This is a genomic window from Halorubrum ruber (genome assembly GCF_018228765.1).
Classification (GTDB): Archaea; Halobacteriota; Halobacteria; order Halobacteriales; family Haloferacaceae; genus Halorubrum; species Halorubrum ruber.
The window spans coordinates 1,705,408-1,725,916 of sequence record NZ_CP073695.1 but is presented as its reverse complement, the minus strand read 5'-3'; the positions used below and the strand labels follow the sequence as shown (position 1 = coordinate 1,725,916).

The window sequence follows — 20,509 nt, the reverse complement described above, 5'->3', positions numbered from 1 at the left end:
GTGCGGGTATGAGCGAACGGACGGCGGAGGCGGCCACGACCGTCGACGAGGACGGAATCCGCGTCGAGAAATCCTTCACGGACGACGCGTTCCCCGTGCCCGCGGTGATGTACACCCTCTCTTCGCACCGCGAGGACCCCGTACGGGTGCGTATCGTCGACCGGATCCCGGAGTCGTTCCCGATGGATCGGGTGGGGTTCCACCCGGAGTACGAGAGCGAGAACTGGACGGCGTACAAGGACCACCGCGTGGAGTTCGAACGCGTGATCGACCCCGACGAGACCGTGGAGACGGTGTTCGGGATCCGCGACGACGACCCCGACCTCGACGGATTCCTCGGGACGCCCGTGATCGAACATGTTCCGGTCGGCGAGGAGATAGAGGACGTCCTCGGCGCCGGCGACACGGACGCGGTGCGAGAGGTGCTCTCCGGCGACCGCGCGACCCTCCCCGGAATGGCGGAGGACGACGAGCTGTTGCCGGAGGATCCCGCGAGAGAGCCCGACGAGGCGTCCGAAACCGAGGAGGCCGACGCGGAGTCCGTTGAGGGCGAGGACGAAGCGACAGAGGACGATGCGGAACCGGACGCCGACGCCGAGGAGCCGGAGTTCGACGAGGACGACGAACCGGAACTCGACGAGGAAGCCGACGCCCCCGAACCTCGCGCGGTCGACGAGGGCACGGCCGCCGTGACCGCTCACGAGGGTGACCCGATCGGTGCCGCGACGGAGGCTGAATCCGAACCGGCAGACGACGAGGAGCCCGACGAAACGCCTGAAATCGACGAGACGGAAGCGGACGAGCGTGACGAGCCCGCGACGCTGCCCGGCGAGGGCGGCCTCGCGGCGGCCCTCGCGGCCGAGATCCGCTCCGGCGCGGCCGACGAGGAGGACATCGAGACCATCGAGGGGGCGTTCGAGGGCGGCGTCCCGCGCAGCGTCGACGTGCGGATCGCCCGCCTCCAGTCGAGCGTGGCCGACATCGAGGCGTACGCCGACGCGCTCGCGGAGTTCATCGACGGCGAGGGGACGGCGCGCGAGATCCTCGACGGGATCGACGAGCGCGTCGACGCCGTCGAGTCCGAGGTCGACGCCCTCGACGACCGGCTCGACGCGGCCGACGAGGAGCGAGAGACGATTGCGTCGGACATCGACCGCGTCGACTCCGCGGTCGACTCTACCTCCGACGCGGTGGATGCGGTCGACGAGCGGGTGGACGCGGTCGAAGACGACGTTGAGGCGGTCGAAGGCGACGTGCGCGGCGTGGAAGCGGACGTGCGGGCTGTCGAAGACGAGGTCGCGACCGTTGACGAGAGCGTCGAGTCGGTCCGGGACGCCGTCTCGACGGTCGAGACCGACGTGGACGACCTCGCCGCCGACGTCGACCGGGTCGAAACGGAGGCCGAAACCGTCGCGGAGACGGTCGACGACCTGGGCGACGACGTCGAGACGCTGTACGAGGAGGTCGACAGGGCTGCCGAGCGGGCCGAGATCGCCGAGGATCTGGCCGAAGACGCCGAGGAGCGCGCCGCTGACGCTGCGAAGCGCGTCGACGACGTGGAGTCCGGCCTCGACCGCTTCGACGAGGAGTTCGACGACCTGTGGGACGATCTCGCGGAGGTCGACGCGCGGCTCACCGACATCGAGGACCGTCTCGGGGAGGACCTCGACGACGTGGCGGCCGAGTTAGACGAGATCAACGAGCACCTCGAAGAGCTGGACGAGTTCCGCTCGCGTCTCAACGAGGCCTTCGGGCCCTAACTCACCTGTTCTCGACGTGGCGCCGTCGGCGCGGAACGACGCCGTCGGCCTCCGTCACCCCGGTTCAAAAACGCAACCCGTTTTACGCGCGCGGTCGCAGATCGGTCAATGACAGATCCGGTTCCGGTCGCCGTCCCCCGCAAGGGACGCCCGCTCGAAGCCGTCTTAGAGCGGATTGCGGCCGTCTCGGCCGACGACCGTCTCGACCGGCTCGCGGACAGCGTGAGCAACACGCTCCGATACGAGAAGGCCGTCACGAAGGGGTCGGTCGACGCCGACGCCGGCCCCTACGATCGGCTCGCGGAGTACTCGGACCCGACGACGACGGCAGAGCCGGAGTTCACGCTGATGCGCGACGATCGGAACGGGAAGCCCCGCCGGATCGTCTTCGACGCCGCAACGGTCGATCTGGGCGACGTGACGGTCAAGCTCGTCGGTCGCGAGGAGCCGTTCCGCGCGCTTCGAACCCACGAGTTCGCGCTCGGATTCGACTCCGCGGACCTCGTCTTAGAGGAGGTGGTCGGGATTCGCGACGCCGGGCTCGGCAACATTTCGGACATCAACGACCGCATCGACCCGGTCGACACCGACGTGCGCGTCGTGACCGGGCTCGGCGACACGGTGTACCACACCCTGATGGGACGCGAGGACCGGCGGGCGCCGAACACGACGTTCGACCGGGCGTATCTCGACGACTACGAGGGGCCACTGTGTATCTCGCCGCGGTACGAGCGCCTCGTCACCGCGGTGTTGGGCACCGACGCGCTCAACGGCGTCGAGTTCGTCTATCCCGAGGCGGACGAGGAGGAAGAGGCCGCGATCGCCCGGGTCGGACTCGGCGTGTACCTCACTGTCACCGGGTCGACGGCGCGCGAACACGGGCTCAGCGTCGGTGAACACCTCTTCCCCAGCGAGACGGTTCTGATGCGTAACGCGGCCGAAACGGACGATTCGGTCTCCAGCGTCCTGCGGGCGCTCGAACACGAGGCGGCCGACTCGGAGATCCGGGTCTGAGTCCACGTATCGTATAGCGGTATAAAATATATGCGTGCGGACGAAGATGGATTCGGTCCCGACGCGTGGGATCGATTCGTCGCGAGTTTCGCAAATTAACCATCTGCGATCCACGCGACCCTCCCGAACTACTGCCGACGACGCAACGCGGGCCGTGCCCGAATACTCGGGACCATTACCGAGCCGGCCGAGAGGGATTCGAGAGCGGCGAACTTCGGGGGCGTTTGGGTGCGGCATGCTACTCGAAGAGATATCCGAATATCTGGACTCCGAGATCGCGATGTGGGGTACTAGAATTTAGGATATTACTTACGTAGCAGCGAATATAGGGTACTACTCGCCGAGATAAGAATCCTTATCCGCAAATCTGGGATAGATTGAAGTCGCGGCCGTGAGAACCGTCGTCCGAGAACGATGGGAGGCGATCGACAGTCGGTGAAGACGTACGTGCCGACAGAACAGAAGGAGCTGTGGCGCGACCACGCCGACGAACTCGACATGTCGCTGAGCGAGTTCGTCAGGACGATGGTACAGGCCGGACGCAAGGGGTTCGCGCCGGTCGACTCCGGCGAGCGCGAGGAACCCGATTCCGAGGGCGCTGACCCCGGGGGTCATGACCTCGAAAGGGGCGTCCGGGCGGCTCTCGAATCAGGCCCCTGCTCGTGGGACGAACTCGTCGAGGCGGTGGTCGGCGACGTCGAGGACGAGCTGGAGGCGACGCTCGACGACCTCCAAGAACGAAACCGAGTTCGGTACAGCGGCCGCGACGGGGGGTACGTGTTGACCGATGAGTAGCACCCGCGCGGCCCCCGATCCCGACGATCCGATCGGGTACTTCCTCGAGGACCTCACCTACCACGGGAAGACCGATCGAACCAGACAGGCGTACGAGCGCGTCCTGCGGCGGTTCGAGGAGTTCCTCGACGACACGGACCCGGAGTCGGCGAGCCACCGCGACTGTATGTCGTTCGTCCACTCGCTTCGGGGCGACGTCGCCGACAGCACCGTCGCGACGTACGCGGCCTATCTCCATCGGTTTTACGGGTACATGACAGAGGTCGGCGCCTTCGACGGCAATCCGATGACGCTGGTGATGGAGGAGATGGACGAGACCGTGGACAAGGACCCGGCGCGTCGCGACGTCTCGATCCCGGCGATGCGGTCGTTCGTCGCCGGGATCCGCCATCCGCTTCACCGCGCGCTCGTGGTCACCCTCCTGAAGACCGGAATGCGGGTCGGCGAGCTCTGTAACCTCGATCTACGGGACCTGTCGGTCACCGATCCGGACCTCGAAGCGGCGTACTCGCTCGGGGGCCGGCCGGCGCTGTCCGAGCGGCCGGACTCGATATTCGTGACCGCCGAGGCGACCGTCGGCGAGGAGCTGAACGGCGAGGTGCGGACGGCCGCGAACAAGCGCAAGCGCGGGACGGTGATCCCGGTCGACGACGAGCTGCGCCGGACGCTGAAGGCGTGGCTCGCCGTTCGGCCGGATTCGCCGTCGCCCGCGGAGCCGTTGTTCGTCGGGACTGCGGAAGGGTGGGGCGAGCGGATCCGACCGGAGGCGGTCAGACACGTCGTCGAACGGTACGCCCGCGAAGAGGGGTGGTACCGGACCGGCGGTGGTGCGGACGAGAACGTCACGCCCCACTACTTCCGGCACTTCTTCACGACGCACCTCCGCGACAGGACCGGCGACCGCGGCGTGGTGAAGTACCTGCGCGGCGACGTCGCCGACGACGTGATCGACACGTACACGCACAACTGGGGAGACCAGGTGCGAGAGGTCTACGAGACGAACGTGTACCGGCTCCTGGTTTGAGAGGTCTGACGGCAGATCGTCTCGTATTCCGTCGGCCTCGGTCGGTCGACACGCGTTCAGTGTGAAACTCATAAACCACATACCGCGATATATAATTTGGTGTGAGGCACCTCCGCCGGAATCGTACGCGTGAGCGGGAGATCACGGCTATTGGCGGTCGAGCGGCCGGTTCGCGGGGCAGGTCCGGCTTCGACTACACCTTCGAGGAGGAGTCGAGCAGTTCGGAGACGGACTGATCGGCCGTCTCGGGGGTCTCGAGGGTGACTCGCCTGGCCTCGTACGTCTCCATGATCGCGCCCGGCCCGCCGACGGTGAACTCCTCGCTTCCGTCGTCGAGCACCAACGCGTTCTCGATGGGGATGTTATTCGTCGTCGGTTCGACGAGCCCTTGCCGCACCGTGGTCACCCGTCCGCGCCGGGTCTCGAACGGCTCGGAGGACCGAGCGGGACGAACGGACACCTCCGCGATCAGTTCGCGGTCGCGGCGGCGGTGGAGCGTCGCGTCCAACACCGCGTGTCTGAATCTATCGTACGTCTCCGGAGGCTCGCTCGGCCCGTCGACGTAGACCTCGGTCGCGAGGGGCCAGTAGTTCCCGAGAAAGGACCCGACCAGCGCCGGCGAGAGCCGGTCCTCGGTGAAGCCGATGGCCTGCTGGTCGGTAGGGGGCCCGACGACCACCTCGGGCGGGGAGAACAGGCCGTGGGTTCGGTCGACGCTGAGGATCATCGGCCCCGTGTGGTCCCAGACGCGCACCGCGCTGCCCAGCCCCTCGAAGCGGTCTCTCTCGACCGCGTCGGTCCCGTCGTCGTTGACCAGTACGAGAGTGAGTACGCCGCGGTCGACCGCGGACCTGAGGTCGGCGGCGAGGTCCGACACGATGGACGCGTGGACCGAGAGGCTCACCTCGTTTTCCGCTTCCCGGAGCAGCCGCGAGATACGCTTTCGGACAGTCGCCGTCGATTTGATAACCTCGTAGCGCCGGTCGACCTCCGGGTCGGGCTCGTAGAGCGCGTCGAGGTTCCCTTCGAGCGTCGAGAGCGTGTCGGAGAGTCGGTCGACGACGGTCGACGGGTCCAGCGCCCGGACGGTCGTCGGCGTCTCGTGGTCGTGTATCTCGACGAGCCCGCGGTCTTCGAACTCCCCCAACACGTTGTAGACGTACCGCTTGGAGACGTCGGCCCCCTCGGCGATCGCGCTCGCTTTCGCCTCGCCGAGGGTCAGGATAGTGGTGTACGTGTCGATCTCCTTGTCGGAGAACCCGAACGACTTCAGTTGGTCCCGGAGATCGGGATCGGTTCCGCTCATGACGCCGGCTTTCGACAGGGCGGGTAAAGAAGTGCCCGAACGGGCCGAGAGCGCTACCCCGTCGGTCAGTCCTCCTTCGCGTACGGCTCGCCGACGGCCGCCGGGACCCGCGTGTACCCGACCACGACGAGGACGACGAGGACGGCGACGTACGGGAACAGCCCCGTGATGCTCCCGGGAAGCGAGATGCCGACGGTCTGAAGCTGGATCTGGAGCATGTCCATCGCACCGAACAGCAGGGACGCTCCGTACGTACCGAGCGGATTGTAGTTGCCGAAGAGGTACGCGACGATCGCGATCCAGCCGCGACCGTCGACCATCGTCACGCCGGTTCCGGTGAACCCGCTCCCGATGCCGATCGACAGCACCGCACCGCCGAGCCCGGCCATGAGGCCCGAGAAGACGAGCGTCGCGTAGCGGACGCGGTTCACGTCGACCCCGGCCGTGTCGAGCGCTTCCGGGTTCTCCCCGGCCGCCTGTACCCAATAGCCGTATCGGGTCCGGAACAGCACGACCCACGCGCCGACCGCGAGGAGGACCGTGAACATGACCAGCGGCGACGCGTCGAAGAACAGCCGCCCCGCGATCGGCACCTCGGAGAGAACGGGGACGACCACGTTGTCGATGTTCGGGAGCGACGGGCTCGAAACGCCGCCCCAGACGACCGTAGAGATGAACGGACCGAAGCCCAGTCCGATGAACCACACCGCGAGCCCAGCGACAATCTGATCGGCCTCGTAGCGGATCAGGAGGACCGCGAACAGCGCCGCCAGCAGGCCGCAGACGAGAGTCGCGACCAACACGCCGAACCAGAGGTCCGCTTGCCCGACGCCGTCGCCGCCGGACGCGGTCCAAGCCGTGACGGCTCCGAACAGCGCGCCGAAGATCATGAACCCTTCCAGCCCGATGTTGAACACGCCGCTCTTCTCGGCGTAGAGCCCGCCGATGGCGGCCAGCGCGATCGGCGTCGCGGCCTGAAGCGCCCGTTCCATCGCGCCGACCGTCACGAGGTCGGAGCCAGGGACGTCGGCGACGAGGAACACGAGCAGAGCGGCCGCGAGCAGCGCGAGGCTGCCGACGAACGCCGAGCGGCCGCCGATCGCGTCCCGGACGGCGCTCATCTGGCGTCACCTCCGAGGCCCGTGTACCGACCGGCGGCGCGGAACAGCTCCGGCGCCGCGACGAACAGGACGATCAGCCCGATCACGCCGTCGACCAGCTCGCTGGGGACGTCGAGCGTGAAACCGATGTACTGTCCGCCCGCGTCGAGCCCGCCGAAGAGGAGCCCGGCGGGGATCACCCCGAGCGGATTGTTCGCGGCCAAGAGGCTCACGGCGATGGCGTCGAAGCCGAACGTCGGGAACGTGTTCGGGTCGCTGTAGTACCCGAGGATCATCACGGCGAACAGCGCCCCGGCGAGCCCGGCGATCATCCCGGAGAGCGTCATCGTCCGGACGATCATTCGGTTCGGATCGACGCCGGAGTACTTCGCGGCGGGCTCCTGATAGCCGCTGGTGACGAGGTCGTAGCCAGACCCCGTCTGTGTCATGTACACGTACACGACGGCGACGGTCACCAGTGCGATCCCGAACCCGATGACCGAAAACGACGGGCTCCCGAAGGCGAACCCCGGGAGGTCGACGTAGTCGGGGAACGACTCCGTGTTCGGCGCCGCCGCCCCCGGCGGACGCAGATACGCGTCCAACAGGAAGTAGACGACGCCGGAGGCGATGAAGTTCAACATGATCGTCGTGATGACCTCGTTCGCGCCGGCGTACGCCTTCATCAGTCCGGGCAGCGCGCCGTACGCCCCGCCGGCGGCGACGGCTGCTCCGCCGGCGACGACCATCAGGACGACGCCGACGACGGTGTTCGCGGGGAGCAGCGGCGTCAGAAACAGGATCGCGAGGGTGGCGGCGAATCCGCCGACCACGAACTGCCCCTGAACGCCGATGTTCAACACGCCGGCGCGGAACGCGACGGCGACGGCGACGCCCGCCAAGATGAGCATCGTCGACTGCCGGAGTGTGAAGGCGACGTTCGAGAGCTCGCCGACCGCCCCGTACACGAGCGAGTAGACGAACTCGACGGCGTCGTAGCCCGACAGGGCCACGATGCCCGCGCCGATGACGAGCGCAAGGGTCGTCGAGACGATCGCGATGACGATCCGCTCCAGCACGGACGCCCGGAGCATCCGGTCGACGATCCGGTCGAGCGCGGCTCGGACGTGCGAAGCGCCGGCGTCGCTCACGCGTCACCCCCCGCGTCGAGCGCGACCGTGTCAGGGTCGTCGAGCGACTGTCCGGCCATCATCAGTCCGAGCTCCTCCTCGGTCACGTCGCCGGGGTCGACCACGTCGACGAACTCCCCCTCGTACATGACTGCCGTCCGGTCGGAGAGCCGTTTGACTTCGTCGAGCTTCGAGGAGACCAGAACCACGGCGACGCCCTCGTCGCGCATCTCGCGGAGCCGCTCGTGAATGAACTCGATCGACCCGATGTCGACGCCGCGAGTCGGATGCGCCGCGACGAGCAGCGACGGGTTCCGTTCGAGCTCGCGACCCACGACGAACTTCTGTTGGTTGCCGCCGGACAGCGACTCAGCCGTGGCGTCCGCGTCGGCCGGCCGGACGTCGTACTCCTCGACGATGGCGTCCGCGTGGTCGGTGATCGCCCGCCAGTCGAGGAAGGCGCCGTCCGCGAACGGTTCGACGGTCTGGTTGCCGAGCAGCGCGTTCTTGACGAGGCTGTACTCCTGGACGAGCCCCTCCCGCGTCCGGTCTCCGGGAACGTACGCGATCCCGGACTCGATGCGCTCCCGCCGACTCAGCTCCGTGATGTCGTCGCCGAACAGCGCCACGACTCCGCGTTCGGCGCCCCGCATACCGGTTATCGTTTCGATCAGCTCCCGCTGTCCGTTTCCCTCGACGCCGGCGACGCCGAGAATCTCTCCCTCCCTGACGGCGAAGCTCACGTCGTCGACCTGGCGGATGCCCCGCTCGTCGTCCGCGCAGACGCCGTCGACGGAGAGCGCGACGTCACCGGGGGACCGCTCCCGGGGCTCGGCGTCGAAGAGCACTTCCCGACCCACCATCATCCGGGCGAGCTCGTTCCGCGACGTTTCGTCGGCGTCGACCGTGCCGACCGCGCTGCCGTCCCTGAGGACCGTTATCTCGTCGGCCGCCGTCATCGCCTCGTCGAGCTTGTGCGTGATGAAGACGAGCGACCGCCCGTCGTCGGTGAGCGCGTCCATGACGTCGAACAGGCCCTCGACCTCCTGTGGAGTCAACACCGCCGTCGGCTCGTCGAAGATGAGCGTCTCGGCGCCCCGGTAGAGGCTCTTTACGATCTCGACGTGTTGCTGGACGCCGAGGCCGAGGTCCTCGACGTCCGCGTCGAGGTGTTCGTCGACGGAGAACCCGTAGGCGTCGCAGATCTCCCGGACGCGCTCGCGAGCCTCGCGATCGTCGACAAGTCCGTTTTTCGACGGCTCATGGCCTAAGACGATGTTCTGGAGGACCGTCATGGTGTCCACCAGTTGGAAGTGCTGGTGGATCATCCCGACCCCTGCGTCGATCGCGTCGCGCGGCGACTCGAACGTCCGCGGTTCACCGTCGACGGTCACCGTCCCCTCGTCGGGGTCGTAGAGCCCGTACAACACCTTCATCAGGGTCGTCTTCCCGGCGCCGTTTTCGCCGACCACGGCGTGAACGGACCCCCTCCGCAGGGAGAAGTCGACGCCGTCGTTCGCGACGACGTCGCCGAACCGTTTCGTGATGTCCGTGAGTTCGACGGCGGGCGCGTTGTCTGTGGATTCTGGCATAGTGGAAAAATACTCGCGGGCACCGCCCGCTGTCAGCAACCGCCGGCGCTACAGGGGACCGTGACCTCCCCGTCGATGATCGCCTGCCTGCTCTCCTCGAGGTTCTCGGCCGCGACGTCCGGGAGGCTGTCGCCGATGGCCTGCCCGAACACGACCTCGACGCCCCCGGACTCGAGGCCGAGGACGTTCGACCCCTGAACACTGGACCAGTCGTCCTCGACGACCGCTTCGGCGACCTCGTAGGTCCCCTCGTTGATGTACTTCACCGCCGACGCCATGATGACGTCTTGGTAGTCGGGGAGGGTCACGGACTGGTCGGCGTCGACACCGATTGCGAACCGGTCGGCCTCCTGTGCGGCCTGAAACACGCCCTGACCGGCCGCCGCGGCGGCGTGATACACGATGTCGGCGCCCGCGTCGTACTGCGAGGTGGCGATGTTGTTCGCGGTCTGTGTGTCGGTGTAGTTCCCGATGTAGCCGACGTTGACCTCGATCTCCTCGTCGATCCACTCCACGCCGGCGCGGTAGGCCCGCTCGAACGCGTTGATGAGCGAGCCGTCGACGCCGCCGACGAACCCGACGACGCTCTCGTCGGGGTCGAGCGAGTTGCCCTCGTGGGAGAGCTCGCGCGTGGTCATCGTCCCCGCCAACACGCCCGCCTGGAAGGACATCTCGTGGTTCGCCCAGGTGTAGCCCGCCACGTTGGGCTGGTCGACCGACGCGTTGATCAGCATCCAGTTCTGGTCCGGGTACTCCTCGGCGTTCGTCTGGAGCGCCTGCGTGTGGTTGTAGCTGACCAGAACGATGAGGTCGTAGTCGGGGTCGCCGCTCTCGGCGAGCTGCGACTGGACCGTCTGGTAGTTCGACTGGTTGGTCTCTTCGACCTGCTGGATCTCGATGTCGTACTCCTCGGCCGCGTTCTGGAGCCCGTCGAGCGCGAGGTCGTTGAACGCCTGATCGCCGAACCCCGCCGGGCTGGAGACGATAGCGACGTTCGTCGTGTCGCTGCCGCCGTCGGAGCCGTCCGAGCCGTCCGAGCCGTCGGAACCGTCCGAGCCGTCCGACCCATCTGACCCGTCCGAACCGTTCGAACCGTCGTCGGTGAGACACCCCGCGAGTCCGGCGATCCCTACCGCTCCGGCCCCCACCTTTAAAATATCGCGGCGCTGCGAGCCGCGATCGGACGCGGTTGTCTCTAGGCTGTGCGTCGAGCCGTCCCCGTGGTTATCGCTGTCAGTCATTACTTTCGCCTCAAACTAACCGGCCCCTGAGTAACATAAATAATTAACCACTATACTCATCGGCACTACCATTAATAAAAAAGCGTGAGAAAGCTCTTTATCGCGGTTCGGATCGGAACGCGATCGGAGCGGGGCGTGCGAAGGCGATCAGCGAGACCCGAGCGGGAACTACCGCACCGCGTCACCGACGGGCCGTACGCGGTCGAGGGCGAGTTCGCGGCCGCACTGCGCGCGCGACGACGGAGGGACGCTCGGACGGCGGCTGAACCGCCGGACGCGCGGCGAGCCGGGGGTCGCGCCGCTCGCGGGAAAGGCGAAACGGCGAGAGAGGAAGAGCGGTGCGCTCGTGCTCACTCCTCGTCGAGCAGGCTCTCGACGAGGTCCTCGGGGTCGAACAGCGTGATGTCGTCGTACCCCTGTCCGGTGCCGAGGAAGAGGATGGGCTTCCCGGTGACGTACGCGACGGAGATAGCGGCGCCGCCGGAGGAGTCGGCGTCCGCCTTCGTCAGGATCGCGCCGTCGATCGCGGCGGCGTCGTCGAACTCCTTCGCGCGGTTGACCGCGTCCTGGCCCGCGACCGCCTCGTCGACGAACAGCGTCATGTCCGGGTCGACGACGCGGTCGATCTTCTCTAACTGGGCCATCAGATCGTCGCTCGTGTGAAGCCGGCCCGCCGTGTCGCCGAGGACGACGTCGATGTCGTTCGCCTCCGCGTACTCGACGCCGTCGTAGATGACGGCCGCCGGGTCGCCGCCCTGGTCGTGGCTGATCAGGTCGCGCCCGAGCCGGTCGGCGTGCTCGCGGATCTGCTCGTTGGCGCCCGCGCGGTAGGTGTCGCCGTTCGCGAGGACGGTGGAGTAGCCGCGGTCGGCGAGCCACTCGGAGAGCTTCGCGATGCTCGTCGTCTTCCCGACGCCGTTGACGCCCGTGAAGACGATGGTGACCGGCTTGTCGGCCTCGGCGATCCGCTGTTCGAAGTCGAACTGGCCGACGGCGATAACGTCGAGTAGCGCGTCGTGAAGCGCCGACTCGACGAGCTCGCCGGTCGTCTCGACCTGCTTGCGGGACTCGCCGAGCATGCTCTCGCGGACGCTGTCGAGGATCTGCTCGGCGACGCTCATCTCCACGTCGCTCTCGAGGAGGGCCATCTCGAGGTTCCACAGCGGCTCCTCGAGGTCCTCTTCCTCGATGATGATCCGGCCGGTCGCGAACGCCTTCGCGCGCTGGAAGGTGCTCGGCTCGTCGTCGTCAGACGACGAGTCGCCGTCCGCGGTCGGCTCGTCGGAGGCGGTCTCGGCCGCGGCGGCGTCGTCACCGACGGCTTCGGCAGCGGAGTCGCCCGCGTCGCTCTCGGCGGCCGCCTCGTCGTCGGGCGCCGCCTCCTCCTCGACCTCGGTCGACTCCTCGACGTCCTCGCGGAAGCCGGAGAGCTTGTCTTTCAGTCCGTCGAACACGGTCGAGTCCTCGTCTTACTCCCCGTCGTCTTCCTCGGCCTGCTGCATCTGCTGCATCTGCTGTTGCTGCATCTGCTGTTGCATCTGCTGGGCCTGCTGTTCGAGCTCGTCGCTCTCGGACTCCAGCTCCTCGACCTCTTCCTCCGTCTCCGCGATGCGGTCGTCGAGCGCCTCCTGCTTGCGCCGGAGGACGTCGATGGCGTCGTCCTGCTCCTGCTCCGCGGAGTAGTTGCCGCCGAGCGAGACGATGACCTCGTCGATGTCCTGGACCTCCGCGCGGAGGTAGGCGCCGCCGCCGAGCGGGACCTGAACGGTCGCGCCCGTGTCGAGCGTCTCGATGGCCTCGACCGCGTCGTCGATGTCGGCCTTCTCCTCGCGGTAGTCCGCGATCTCGGCTTCGAGGGCCTCGATCTCCTCGTCGAGTTCCTGCAGTTCCTGCGAGAGCTGCTGGAGCTGCTGTTGCCCGCCGCCCATCATTCCTCGGACACCTCCTCGATGTCGATCTGGGTGCGCTTGCGGTTGTGCTGGCTCCCGACCGTGGTGTAGATCCGCTCGCGGGCGAGATCCTCGTTTTCCGCCTCAACGTCCTTCGTGAACGGCTGGTCGCCGTCTCGGCTCTGGAACCGTCCACTCACCGTGTAGGTACTCATGTCTCCCGATCCGGCAGGGACAGGGAAGTATCTTCCTAAAAAAGGACAGGCGGCGAGGCGGCCGGAGGCGAAACGAATCGGCCTCGAACGACGGCGGAGCGGTCTCGGAGCGCGGCGTTTCACCCCGAGAGGTCCGCGCGGCGGAACCGAACGACGGCGAGGGCGACGAGGACGGTCGTCGCCGCGAGCAGGACCGCCGCGCCCGTCAGGTCGTACTCGCCAAGCACGAGGACCGCGGAGGGGTCGTAGTGCGCCGTCGGGCTGAGATCGCCCGCCTCGGCGTAGTCGGTGCTCGCGACGACGGACTCGAACATGAACAGCGCGAACAGCGCGCCGAGCGCGACCCGCTGGGCGATCCCCGGGCGCGAGACGAGCGTCGACACGGCGATCCCGACCGCGACGCAGGTCAGGTGGTACGGCACCGCTAAGGCGTGGACCGCGACGAGCCGCTCGACCGCGATCGTCTCTCCCACCGCGAGGACGCCGACGTAGGCGACGACAGGGAGCACGACGTTCAACAGGACGACGAGCGGGACCAGCCCGAGGAACCGCCCGATCACCACGTCGCGGCGCGCGACCGGCGCCGACAGCGTGAGGTCCATCCGACCGGAGGCCACGTCGCCGGCGATCGTCCCCCCGGCGAGGTACGCGAGATAGAGGCCGACCAAGAGCAGCCACGCGAACTGGTAGAACTCCACCGCGAGGAATCCCTCGATAGAGGAGATGGCGATGATCCCGAACGCCTCTTGGAACGCGGGCGGGAACGCCTCGACGTACGCGTCGAGGTCGATCCCAGCGGTCGACAACGAGGGGAAGAAGGCTAAGAAGAGCAACAGGAACGCGGAGAGCAGCCCCGTCACAACGAGCGAGCCGCGAGCGCGACCGGCGGCGGCGTACCGGGCGATGGCGAGCCACGGCGTCCGGCGCTCGCTCATCGGCCCTCACCTCCGGAGTCAGCCGCCCCACTTCCCGCCGCGTCGGGACCTGAAGTCCCGCCGCTCCCGCTCCCCGTCGGGCCCGGCACGTCGCCGTCGTAGAACGTCATGAACGCCTCTTCGAGCGGCGCGTCGACGACATCGAGGTCGAGCACGGTGTAGCCGGAGAGCAGGTCGATCAGCGCGTCGTACTCCCCCGTCCACGTAAACGAGACGGTCTCGCCGACGCGGAGGTTCAAGATTCCGCGGACCTCGAAGTCGGCGCGGTCGACCTCCTCCGCGACGCGGACGCGGACCTGCTTCCCGCCGCGCGACCGGAGGTCCGAGACGGACTCGACCGCGACGAGGTGCCCCTCTCGGAGAACGCCCACGCGGTCGCAGAGCGCGGCTACCTCGCCGAGGACGTGCGACGAGAGGAGGACGCTCGCCCCGTCGTCGACGCGCTCCCGCACAAGCGCGGCGAACTCCTCCTGTAACAGCGGGTCGAGCCCGGAGGTCGGCTCGTCGAGCAGCAGCAGGTCCGGGTCGTGCATGAACGCGGCCACCAGCGCCACCTTCTGCCGGTTCCCCCGCGAGAGGTCGGCGATCCGCCGCGACTCGTCGAGGCCGAACCGGTCGACGAGCTCGTCGCGGCTCGACTCGCCGCGGAGCGCCGCCTGGTGGTCGAGGAAGGCCTTCGCGGTGCGGTCGCGGTCGAGTCCGGGGTCGCCGGGGAGGTACCCGATCCGCTCGCGAGCGCGGCGGGACTCGACTTGGTCCGTCGCGTCGCGGCCGAGCAGCGTCGCGCCGCCGCTCGTCGGCGAGAGGAAGCCTAAGAGGGTGCGGATCGCTGTGGTCTTCCCCGCCCCATTCGGGCCGAGGAAGCCGAACACCTCGCCGTCCTCGACGGCGAAGGAGACGTCCTCGATCCCCCGGACGTCGCCGTAGTACTTGGAGAGGTTTCGACACTCGATAGCGGGCATACCGTCCCCAACTCCGCTGCGGCTTGTAAATGTGTGAGTGCGATACGAACCGAGGGGAGAAGGACGGGGGAGCGGCTCAGTCGATGAAGCCGAGCGTCTCCTCGATCCGGCCGAGCTCCGGGCCGGTCGTGTCCTCGCCGACGACGTACCCCTCGTCGGTGGCGACGAGGCCGGAGCCGACGAGCGGCGCGCCGTAGTTGACGGTGCCGAGGTCGGCGCGGACGTCGAGCGCCTCCTCGACCGCCTGAAGCTCCGACTCTGTCGACTGCGGGTGACAGAGCACTCCTGTGTTGTTGGCGACCGCCGCCGTGCCCACCGTTCTGACGTCACCGAGGTCGCCCCGGGTCACGGGGACGTCGAGGGCCTCTTTGATCGTCTGAATCGCCTCGCGCGAGAGGTCCGGGTGGACGTACGCGCCGTAGTCGTTTGCGAGGACGACGTTGCCGGCGGCGTTGATCTCGCCCGGGAGCTCGCGGACCGGGGCGCCGGCTGCGTCGGCGATTCGATCCTTCTCGCGCTCGGTCGCGCGCGAGGAGACGAGCACGCCGTGCTCGTTGCCCGTCGCGAGCGCGCCGACCGTGTTGGACCGCCCGACCGTCGTCGGCAGCGGCTCCGCGCCGAGTTCCGCGCCGAGGTCCTCGGCGAGTTCCTCGTCGACGTCCGGCCGGACTAACAGGATATCGCCGACGGCGCGGGCGAACACGCCCACGTACGACGAGCCGGTGAAGGTCGCCCGTAACACGTTACTCTGCGTGCTCGGCCTCGACGACCGGCTCGCCGTCCTCGACGAACCGAGCCGCGCGGACCCGCACCGTGCTGGGCGGGTTCTGACGCCCGTTCTCCCAGACGGCCTCGTTGACGGAGCCGTCGATGATCACGTCGCCCTCGTCGACGGAGAAGTGCTTGGCGAGGTGCTGTCGCGTGATCTTCATGGCGTAGTCGGCGCGCTGCTGGACGGGCTTCTCCTTGGCGTCGCGGAGCGGGACGGTGACGACGCGCTCCTCGAAGTCGTTCGTCGACATTTACTCGTCCAGGTCGTTCCGGCGCCAGTTGCGCCGCTTGGGGTTTCGCGTCACGTTCATGTCCGTCTTCATCATGACCCACGCGGGGACGCGGGTGTTCTGGCGCTCCGCCTTCGCCAGACGCTTCTTTTGAGCCTTCGACTTGTCTCCCATAGTGGCGCACACTTTCCGCGGGTCGCATAAAACCCCTTCCATACGGGCCGCCTCCGTCCCGCCGAAACCCGACCGAGACCACCGTCGCGACCGCTACAGTTCCCGCTCGGCGATCCCGGTATAAATCCGGTAACAGCGGTCGAGGACGTCGAGGCTCGCGCTCTCGGTGTCCGTGTGCGCCTCGCCGGGCTCGGAGGCGCCGCAGACCAGGCACTCCGTGCCGGCCTGCGCGAGCCACCCCGCGTCGGTCGCGTGCGGCTTGGTGACGTGTTCGGGCGCGTCGAGGCCGAGGTCGTCGTGGATCGCGCGGGCGACGTCGAGCGCGGCGTCGGCGAACCCGGCGTCGCCGCAGGCCATCGGCGGGAGGTCCTGGTCGACGACGAGCTCGACGCCCGGCGTCGCGTCGGCGACGCCCGCGAGGTCGGCGCGGCCGCCGGGGACCGTCCGCTCGTCGACCGTCGCCTCGCAGCGCTCCGGGATCACGTTCCACGTCTCGCCGCCGTCGACGATCGTGACCGCGAGCGACCCCGACACGTCGTTGCCGAGGACCGTCGCATCGGGCACGTCGAGGTCGCGGACCGCGTCGATGGCGTCGCAGGCGCGGTAGATCGCGTTCACGCCAGCCTCCGGCTCCGAGGCGTGCGCGGCCTCCCCGCGGGCGACGAGCCGCGACCCGCGGCGCCCGCGGTGCGCGACGACGACGTCCGTGACGCCCGGCTTCGAGTAGTTCGTCGAGCCCTCCGCGACGACCGCCCGGTCCGGCGCGAACCCCGCGTCGATCGCGTGGCGCGCCCCCTCGCCGCCGACCTCCTCGCCCACGAACGAGGCGAATATCAGCTCGCGGCCCGCGGGCGGCGTCGCGTCGCGGAAGGCGCACATCGCGGCCGCGACCGACCCCTTCATGTCGGCGGTCCCGCGGCCGTAAATCCGGCCGTCGCGCCGCTCGACGACGTACTCTCCGTCCGTCCCCTCGCCCGTCGTCTGCTCGGGCGCGGGCGGTACCACGTCGTGGTGGCCGACGAGGGCGAGCGAGTCGGCGTCCGGGTCGTCGGTCGCGCCCGCGAACGCGAGGACGTTGCCGGCCTCGTCGCGCTCGACGGTCGCGTCCGTCTCCGCGCGCAGCCACTCCTCGATCGCGTCGCCCGCGGCCGTCTCGTCCTCGTGAGAGGGGATCGAGACGAGCCGCTCGGTCAGGTCCGCGAGTTCGTCCATGCCCACGCTGGGCGTCGTCGCCGCATAAGCGCGTCCCTCGGGCGCGGTCGGGGCGGCCGGCCGGCGGCGCCCCGGCCTCACGTCGTGAACAGTTCGGTGTCGTCGGGCACGGCGAACAGCCCGAGCCGGACACCCGCGTCGAGCCAGCCGTAACCGTACGAGTACGAGGCGAGGGCGTTCACCGGGTCGCCGTCCGCGCGGAAGTGGCGGCCGTCGTCGAGGTACGACTCGGCCATCTCGGCCACGTCGGCGGCGGCTTCCCCCAGCGGCGTGTCGGCCGGCGGGCGCGGCTCCGCGACGGAGAGCGCGTCCGCGAGCATCCGCTCGTAGCGGTCCGTCTTCTCATCCAAGTCGGCGGGCATACGCCAACGTTCCGACGGGCGGACAAAAGCGACCGGGTCGGTGCGGAGACGCTCCGCCTCGGTCGCGGATCGGGAAGCGCAACGCCGATACGCTCGGCCGCAAAACGGGAGCCCATGTACGAGGCCGTTCACGCCTACCCCGACGGGGAGGCGACCGTCGCGCGCCACGCCGCGACAGCCGCTCGCCACGGCTACGACGGGATCGTGGTGCGGTCGCGCGACGCGCTGGACCCGGCCGGAGGACGCGGGCAAGGCGGTTCGGTCCCAGCCGACGCGGACAAAAGCCCCGTCCGCGACCTGGACGCGCTCCGCGAGGAGTACGGGATCGACGTCGTCGACGCGGTCGAGGTCGACGCCGACGACCCGACGAGCGCCTCCGGCGCCGTCGGGAACTACCGCTCCGACCGGACCGTCGTCTGCGTCGTCGGCGGGGACGACGCGCTGAATCGGTTCGCGGTCGAGCAGGCGCGCGTCGACGTGCTCGTCCGTCCGACGGCCGATGGCGGCGACTTCAACCACGTCCTCGCGAAGGCGGCGCGCGACAACGGCGTTCACGTCGAGTTCGACTTCGGCCCGGCGCTGCGCGCCACGGGCGGGAAGCGCGTCCGGGCGCTCGCGGACCTCCGGAAGCTCCGCGAGATCGTCTCCCACTACGACGCGCCGTACGTCGTGAGCGCGAACGCGCGCTCGCACCTCGAACTCCGCGCGCCCCGTGAACTGGTCGCGGTCGGAGAGGCGGTCGGGTTCGACGCCGAGGCCATCCGGGAGGGACTGCGAGCGTGGGGCGACCTCGTCGAGCGCAACCGGGAGCGCCGCTCCGAGGCCTTCATAGAGCCGGGGGTCCGACGTGGCAAGTATGAAGAAGACGGTTGAGGAGCACGCCGAGCGGTTCTCCGAGAAGGCGGCGGCGTACGACGACTCGAAGAGCGACGAGTATCACGCCTGCGCGAGCCTCGTGATCGATCACGCCGCGCCCGAGGCGGACGACGTCGTCCTCGACCTGGGCGCGGGCACGGGCGCCATCGCGCTGGAGGTCGCTGCGGACGCCGAACGCGTCCTCGCGCGCGACATCAGCGAGGGGATGATGGAGGAGGGCCGCCGGAAGGCGGAAGAGCGGGGGCTCGACAACGTCGAGTTCGCGTACGGCGAGTTCCGCGACCCCGGCCTCGACCCGGACCAGCGGGTCGACGTCGTCACCTCGAACTTCGCGCTCCACCACCTTGCCGACGACGAGAAGCGCGAGGCGATCAGTGTGATGGCCGAGACGGGCGCGCGCCGGATCGTCCTCGGCGACGTGGCGTTCTTCGAGGACCCGGACCCCGAAGCGCCGTTCTACAGCCCGGAGGTCGACGACCCGGCGACCGTCGGCACGCTGGTCGAGGCGTTCACCGCGGAGGGGTTCGCGGTGACCGCCGTCGAGCGCGTCCACGACCAGGTGGCGGTGATCGTCGCCGAGCGGATCCGCGAGCTGCCGGCGTGAGGGCCCTGTCGTGAAACACCTCCCCAAGCACCTCCGACCGCGCTGGCGGTACGTCGCGGTCGGAATCGAGACGTGGTCCGACGCGGGGATCGGTCGGCGGGCGTTCCAGCGCGCGCTGTGGTACAGCGCCGGCAACCTCCTCGGCGACGCGGGCAGCGCCGACGCCGACCTCACGCTGCTCTCGTTCGCGCACGCGGACGGGACCGGCGAGGCCGTCGTCCGCGTCAGGCACGGGCACGTCGACGACGCGCGCGCCGCGATCGCCTGCGTGAGCGAGGTCGACGGCGAGCCGGTCGGAATCCGCGTCAGAGGGATTTCGGGGACGGTGCGCGCCTGTGAGGAAAGATATATGGGTCGCGCGACCCCCAGTTCGACACAGCGAGACGTCGCGTTCGAGGGCGCCGAGCGGTCCGCGACCGTGCGCGGTGACGCGTGCGACGTGCGGGCCGAGTCGGGTCGCGTCGGCGCGACGACGTTCGACACCGAGTGATATCATGCAGGGCCAATCCCAACAGCAGGCGTACGACCGCGGCATCACAATCTTCTCTCCGGACGGCCGACTCTACCAGGTCGAGTACGCCCGGGAGGCGGTGAAACGAGGGACGGCGAGCGTCGGGATCCGCGCCGAGGACGGGGTCGTCCTCGCGGCCGACAAGCGCGCCCGGTCCCCCCTGATGGAGCCGGAGAGCATCGAGAAGCTCCACAAGGCCGACGACCACGTCGGCGTCGCGAGCGCGGGCCACGTCGCCGACGCCCGCCAGCTCATCGACTTCGCGCGCCGACAGGCGCAGATCAACCAGCTCCGCTACGGCGAGCCCGTCGGTATCGAGACGCTGACGAAGAACATCACCGACCACATCCAGCAGTACACGCAGGTCGGCGGCGCGCGCCCCTTCGGCGTCGCGCTCATCGTCGGCGGCGTCGAGAACGGCGAGCCGCGCCTGTTCGAGACGGACCCCTCCGGCACCCCCTACGAGTGGCAGGCGCTCTCGATCGGGTCGGACCGCAGCGACCTCCGCGACTACCTCGAAGAGGAGTACGAGGAAGGTATCTCCACGGACGAGGCGGTCGGGCTCGCGCTCGACACCCTCGCCCAGTCGAACGACGGCGAGCTGTCCCCCGACGGCGTCGGCGTCGCGACGATCACCGTCGACGACCCGCAGTACAGCGAGCGCCCCGCTGACGAGATCGAGGCGATCCTCGACGAGCGAGACCTCCTCCCGGCCGACGAAGACGAGGAGGCGGCGGACGACGACGCCACGGACGGCGAGGAGTAACGCGTCCGTTCGCTCTCGGTCGACGGCGACGTTTCGCCGC

General features: G+C 68.8%; 23 protein-coding genes. 8 read left to right on the top strand and 15 right to left on the bottom strand.

Going from position 1 to position 20,509, the window contains the following annotated elements; all coding sequences use genetic code 11:
* Positions 1–8: 8 nt before the first annotated feature.
* The 4 genes from J7656_RS08600 to J7656_RS08585 all read left to right on the top strand — a co-directional run bounded on the left by J7656_RS08600 (position 9) and on the right by J7656_RS08585 (position 4,593).
* Positions 9–1,760 carry an alanine-zipper protein gene (locus tag J7656_RS08600; protein WP_211553039.1) on the top strand — a complete coding sequence of 584 codons (1,752 nt, stop codon included), beginning with the start codon at positions 9–11 and terminating at the stop codon, positions 1,758–1,760.
* 108 nt (positions 1,761–1,868) lie between these two features.
* The gene (locus J7656_RS08595) at positions 1,869–2,774 is read left to right on the top strand and encodes a phosphoribosyltransferase HisG-related protein (RefSeq protein ID WP_211553038.1); all 906 of its coding nucleotides are present in this window, start codon (positions 1,869–1,871) and stop codon (positions 2,772–2,774) included.
* Between the two features lie 414 nt (positions 2,775–3,188).
* Positions 3,189–3,569: a DUF5805 domain-containing protein gene (locus tag J7656_RS08590; protein WP_017343284.1), complete on the top strand. Its 381-nt coding sequence runs from the start codon at positions 3,189–3,191 to the stop codon at positions 3,567–3,569.
* On the top strand, positions 3,562–4,593 hold the full coding sequence (locus J7656_RS08585) for a tyrosine-type recombinase/integrase (RefSeq protein WP_017343285.1): 1,032 nt from the start codon (positions 3,562–3,564) through the stop codon (positions 4,591–4,593). Before J7656_RS08590 ends, J7656_RS08585 begins: the two co-directional genes overlap by 8 nt.
* Positions 4,594–4,786: 193 nt before the next feature.
* On the opposite strand, the gene J7656_RS08580 is transcribed toward J7656_RS08585, so the two are convergent.
* The 15 genes from J7656_RS08580 to J7656_RS08510 form a co-directional block, all read right to left on the bottom strand.
* Positions 4,787–5,899, bottom strand: coding sequence for a TrmB family transcriptional regulator (locus J7656_RS08580; RefSeq protein WP_211553037.1), 1,113 nt, complete (start codon positions 5,897–5,899; stop codon positions 4,787–4,789).
* 65 nt (positions 5,900–5,964) lie between these two features.
* The gene (locus tag J7656_RS08575) at positions 5,965–7,020 is read right to left on the bottom strand and encodes an ABC transporter permease (RefSeq protein ID WP_211553036.1); all 1,056 of its coding nucleotides are present in this window, start codon (positions 7,018–7,020) and stop codon (positions 5,965–5,967) included.
* Positions 7,017–8,150 (bottom strand): ABC transporter permease, encoded by a 1,134-nt coding sequence (locus J7656_RS08570; RefSeq protein ID WP_017343288.1) that lies wholly within the window; start codon positions 8,148–8,150, stop codon positions 7,017–7,019. Before J7656_RS08570 ends, J7656_RS08575 begins: the two co-directional genes overlap by 4 nt.
* Complete coding sequence (locus J7656_RS08565; protein WP_017343289.1) at positions 8,147–9,721, bottom strand: ABC transporter ATP-binding protein; 1,575 nt, start codon at positions 9,719–9,721, stop codon at positions 8,147–8,149. The genes J7656_RS08570 and J7656_RS08565 overlap by 4 nt, the downstream gene beginning before the upstream one ends.
* Positions 9,722–9,753: 32 nt before the next feature.
* Complete coding sequence (locus tag J7656_RS08560; protein WP_026046222.1) at positions 9,754–10,962, bottom strand: BMP family lipoprotein; 1,209 nt, start codon at positions 10,960–10,962, stop codon at positions 9,754–9,756.
* Positions 10,963–11,312: 350 nt separating this feature from the next.
* The gene (gene ftsY / locus J7656_RS08555) at positions 11,313–12,416 is read right to left on the bottom strand and encodes a signal recognition particle-docking protein FtsY (RefSeq protein ID WP_017343291.1); all 1,104 of its coding nucleotides are present in this window, start codon (positions 12,414–12,416) and stop codon (positions 11,313–11,315) included.
* Between the two features lie 15 nt (positions 12,417–12,431).
* Positions 12,432–12,890 carry a prefoldin subunit alpha gene (gene pfdA, locus J7656_RS08550; RefSeq protein WP_017343292.1) on the bottom strand — a complete coding sequence of 153 codons (459 nt, stop codon included), beginning with the start codon at positions 12,888–12,890 and terminating at the stop codon, positions 12,432–12,434.
* Complete coding sequence (gene rpl18a / locus J7656_RS08545; RefSeq protein WP_017343293.1) at positions 12,890–13,066, bottom strand: 50S ribosomal protein L18Ae; 177 nt, start codon at positions 13,064–13,066, stop codon at positions 12,890–12,892. Before rpl18a ends, pfdA begins: the two co-directional genes overlap by 1 nt.
* Before the next feature lie 119 nt (positions 13,067–13,185).
* On the bottom strand, positions 13,186–14,001 hold the full coding sequence (locus tag J7656_RS08540; RefSeq protein WP_017343294.1) for an ABC transporter permease subunit: 816 nt from the start codon (positions 13,999–14,001) through the stop codon (positions 13,186–13,188).
* Positions 13,998–14,963, bottom strand: a complete 966-nt coding sequence (locus J7656_RS08535) for an ABC transporter ATP-binding protein (RefSeq protein ID WP_017343295.1) — start codon at positions 14,961–14,963, stop codon at positions 13,998–14,000. Before J7656_RS08535 ends, J7656_RS08540 begins: the two co-directional genes overlap by 4 nt.
* Positions 14,964–15,039: 76 nt before the next feature.
* Positions 15,040–15,705 carry a translation initiation factor IF-6 gene (locus J7656_RS08530; protein WP_017343296.1) on the bottom strand — a complete coding sequence of 222 codons (666 nt, stop codon included), beginning with the start codon at positions 15,703–15,705 and terminating at the stop codon, positions 15,040–15,042.
* Between the two features lies 1 nt (position 15,706).
* On the bottom strand, positions 15,707–15,985 hold the full coding sequence (locus J7656_RS08525) for a 50S ribosomal protein L31e (protein WP_004595726.1): 279 nt from the start codon (positions 15,983–15,985) through the stop codon (positions 15,707–15,709).
* Positions 15,986–16,138 (bottom strand): 50S ribosomal protein L39e, encoded by a 153-nt coding sequence (locus J7656_RS08520; protein WP_004050128.1) that lies wholly within the window; start codon positions 16,136–16,138, stop codon positions 15,986–15,988.
* A gap of 93 nt (positions 16,139–16,231) precedes the next feature.
* Positions 16,232–17,350 (bottom strand): M20 family metallopeptidase, encoded by a 1,119-nt coding sequence (locus J7656_RS08515; RefSeq protein ID WP_017343297.1) that lies wholly within the window; start codon positions 17,348–17,350, stop codon positions 16,232–16,234.
* A gap of 77 nt (positions 17,351–17,427) precedes the next feature.
* Positions 17,428–17,712, bottom strand: coding sequence for a DUF357 domain-containing protein (locus J7656_RS08510; RefSeq protein ID WP_017343298.1), 285 nt, complete (start codon positions 17,710–17,712; stop codon positions 17,428–17,430).
* Between the two features lie 114 nt (positions 17,713–17,826).
* On the opposite strand from J7656_RS08510, the gene J7656_RS08505 reads away from it, so the two are divergent.
* The 4 genes from J7656_RS08505 to psmA are packed head-to-tail and all read left to right on the top strand — an operon-like array spanning position 17,827 to position 20,469.
* Positions 17,827–18,585 (top strand): RNase P subunit p30 family protein, encoded by a 759-nt coding sequence (locus J7656_RS08505; RefSeq protein WP_017343299.1) that lies wholly within the window; start codon positions 17,827–17,829, stop codon positions 18,583–18,585.
* Positions 18,569–19,192, top strand: a complete 624-nt coding sequence (locus J7656_RS08500) for a class I SAM-dependent methyltransferase (protein WP_017343300.1) — start codon at positions 18,569–18,571, stop codon at positions 19,190–19,192. Before J7656_RS08505 ends, J7656_RS08500 begins: the two co-directional genes overlap by 17 nt.
* Positions 19,193–19,202: 10 nt before the next feature.
* A complete protein-coding gene (locus J7656_RS08495) occupies positions 19,203–19,682 on the top strand; it encodes an Rpp14/Pop5 family protein (RefSeq protein WP_017343301.1) in 480 nt (159 codons plus the stop codon).
* A gap of 4 nt (positions 19,683–19,686) precedes the next feature.
* On the top strand, positions 19,687–20,469 hold the full coding sequence (gene psmA / locus J7656_RS08490; protein WP_017343302.1) for an archaeal proteasome endopeptidase complex subunit alpha: 783 nt from the start codon (positions 19,687–19,689) through the stop codon (positions 20,467–20,469).
* Positions 20,470–20,509 lie beyond the last annotated feature (40 nt).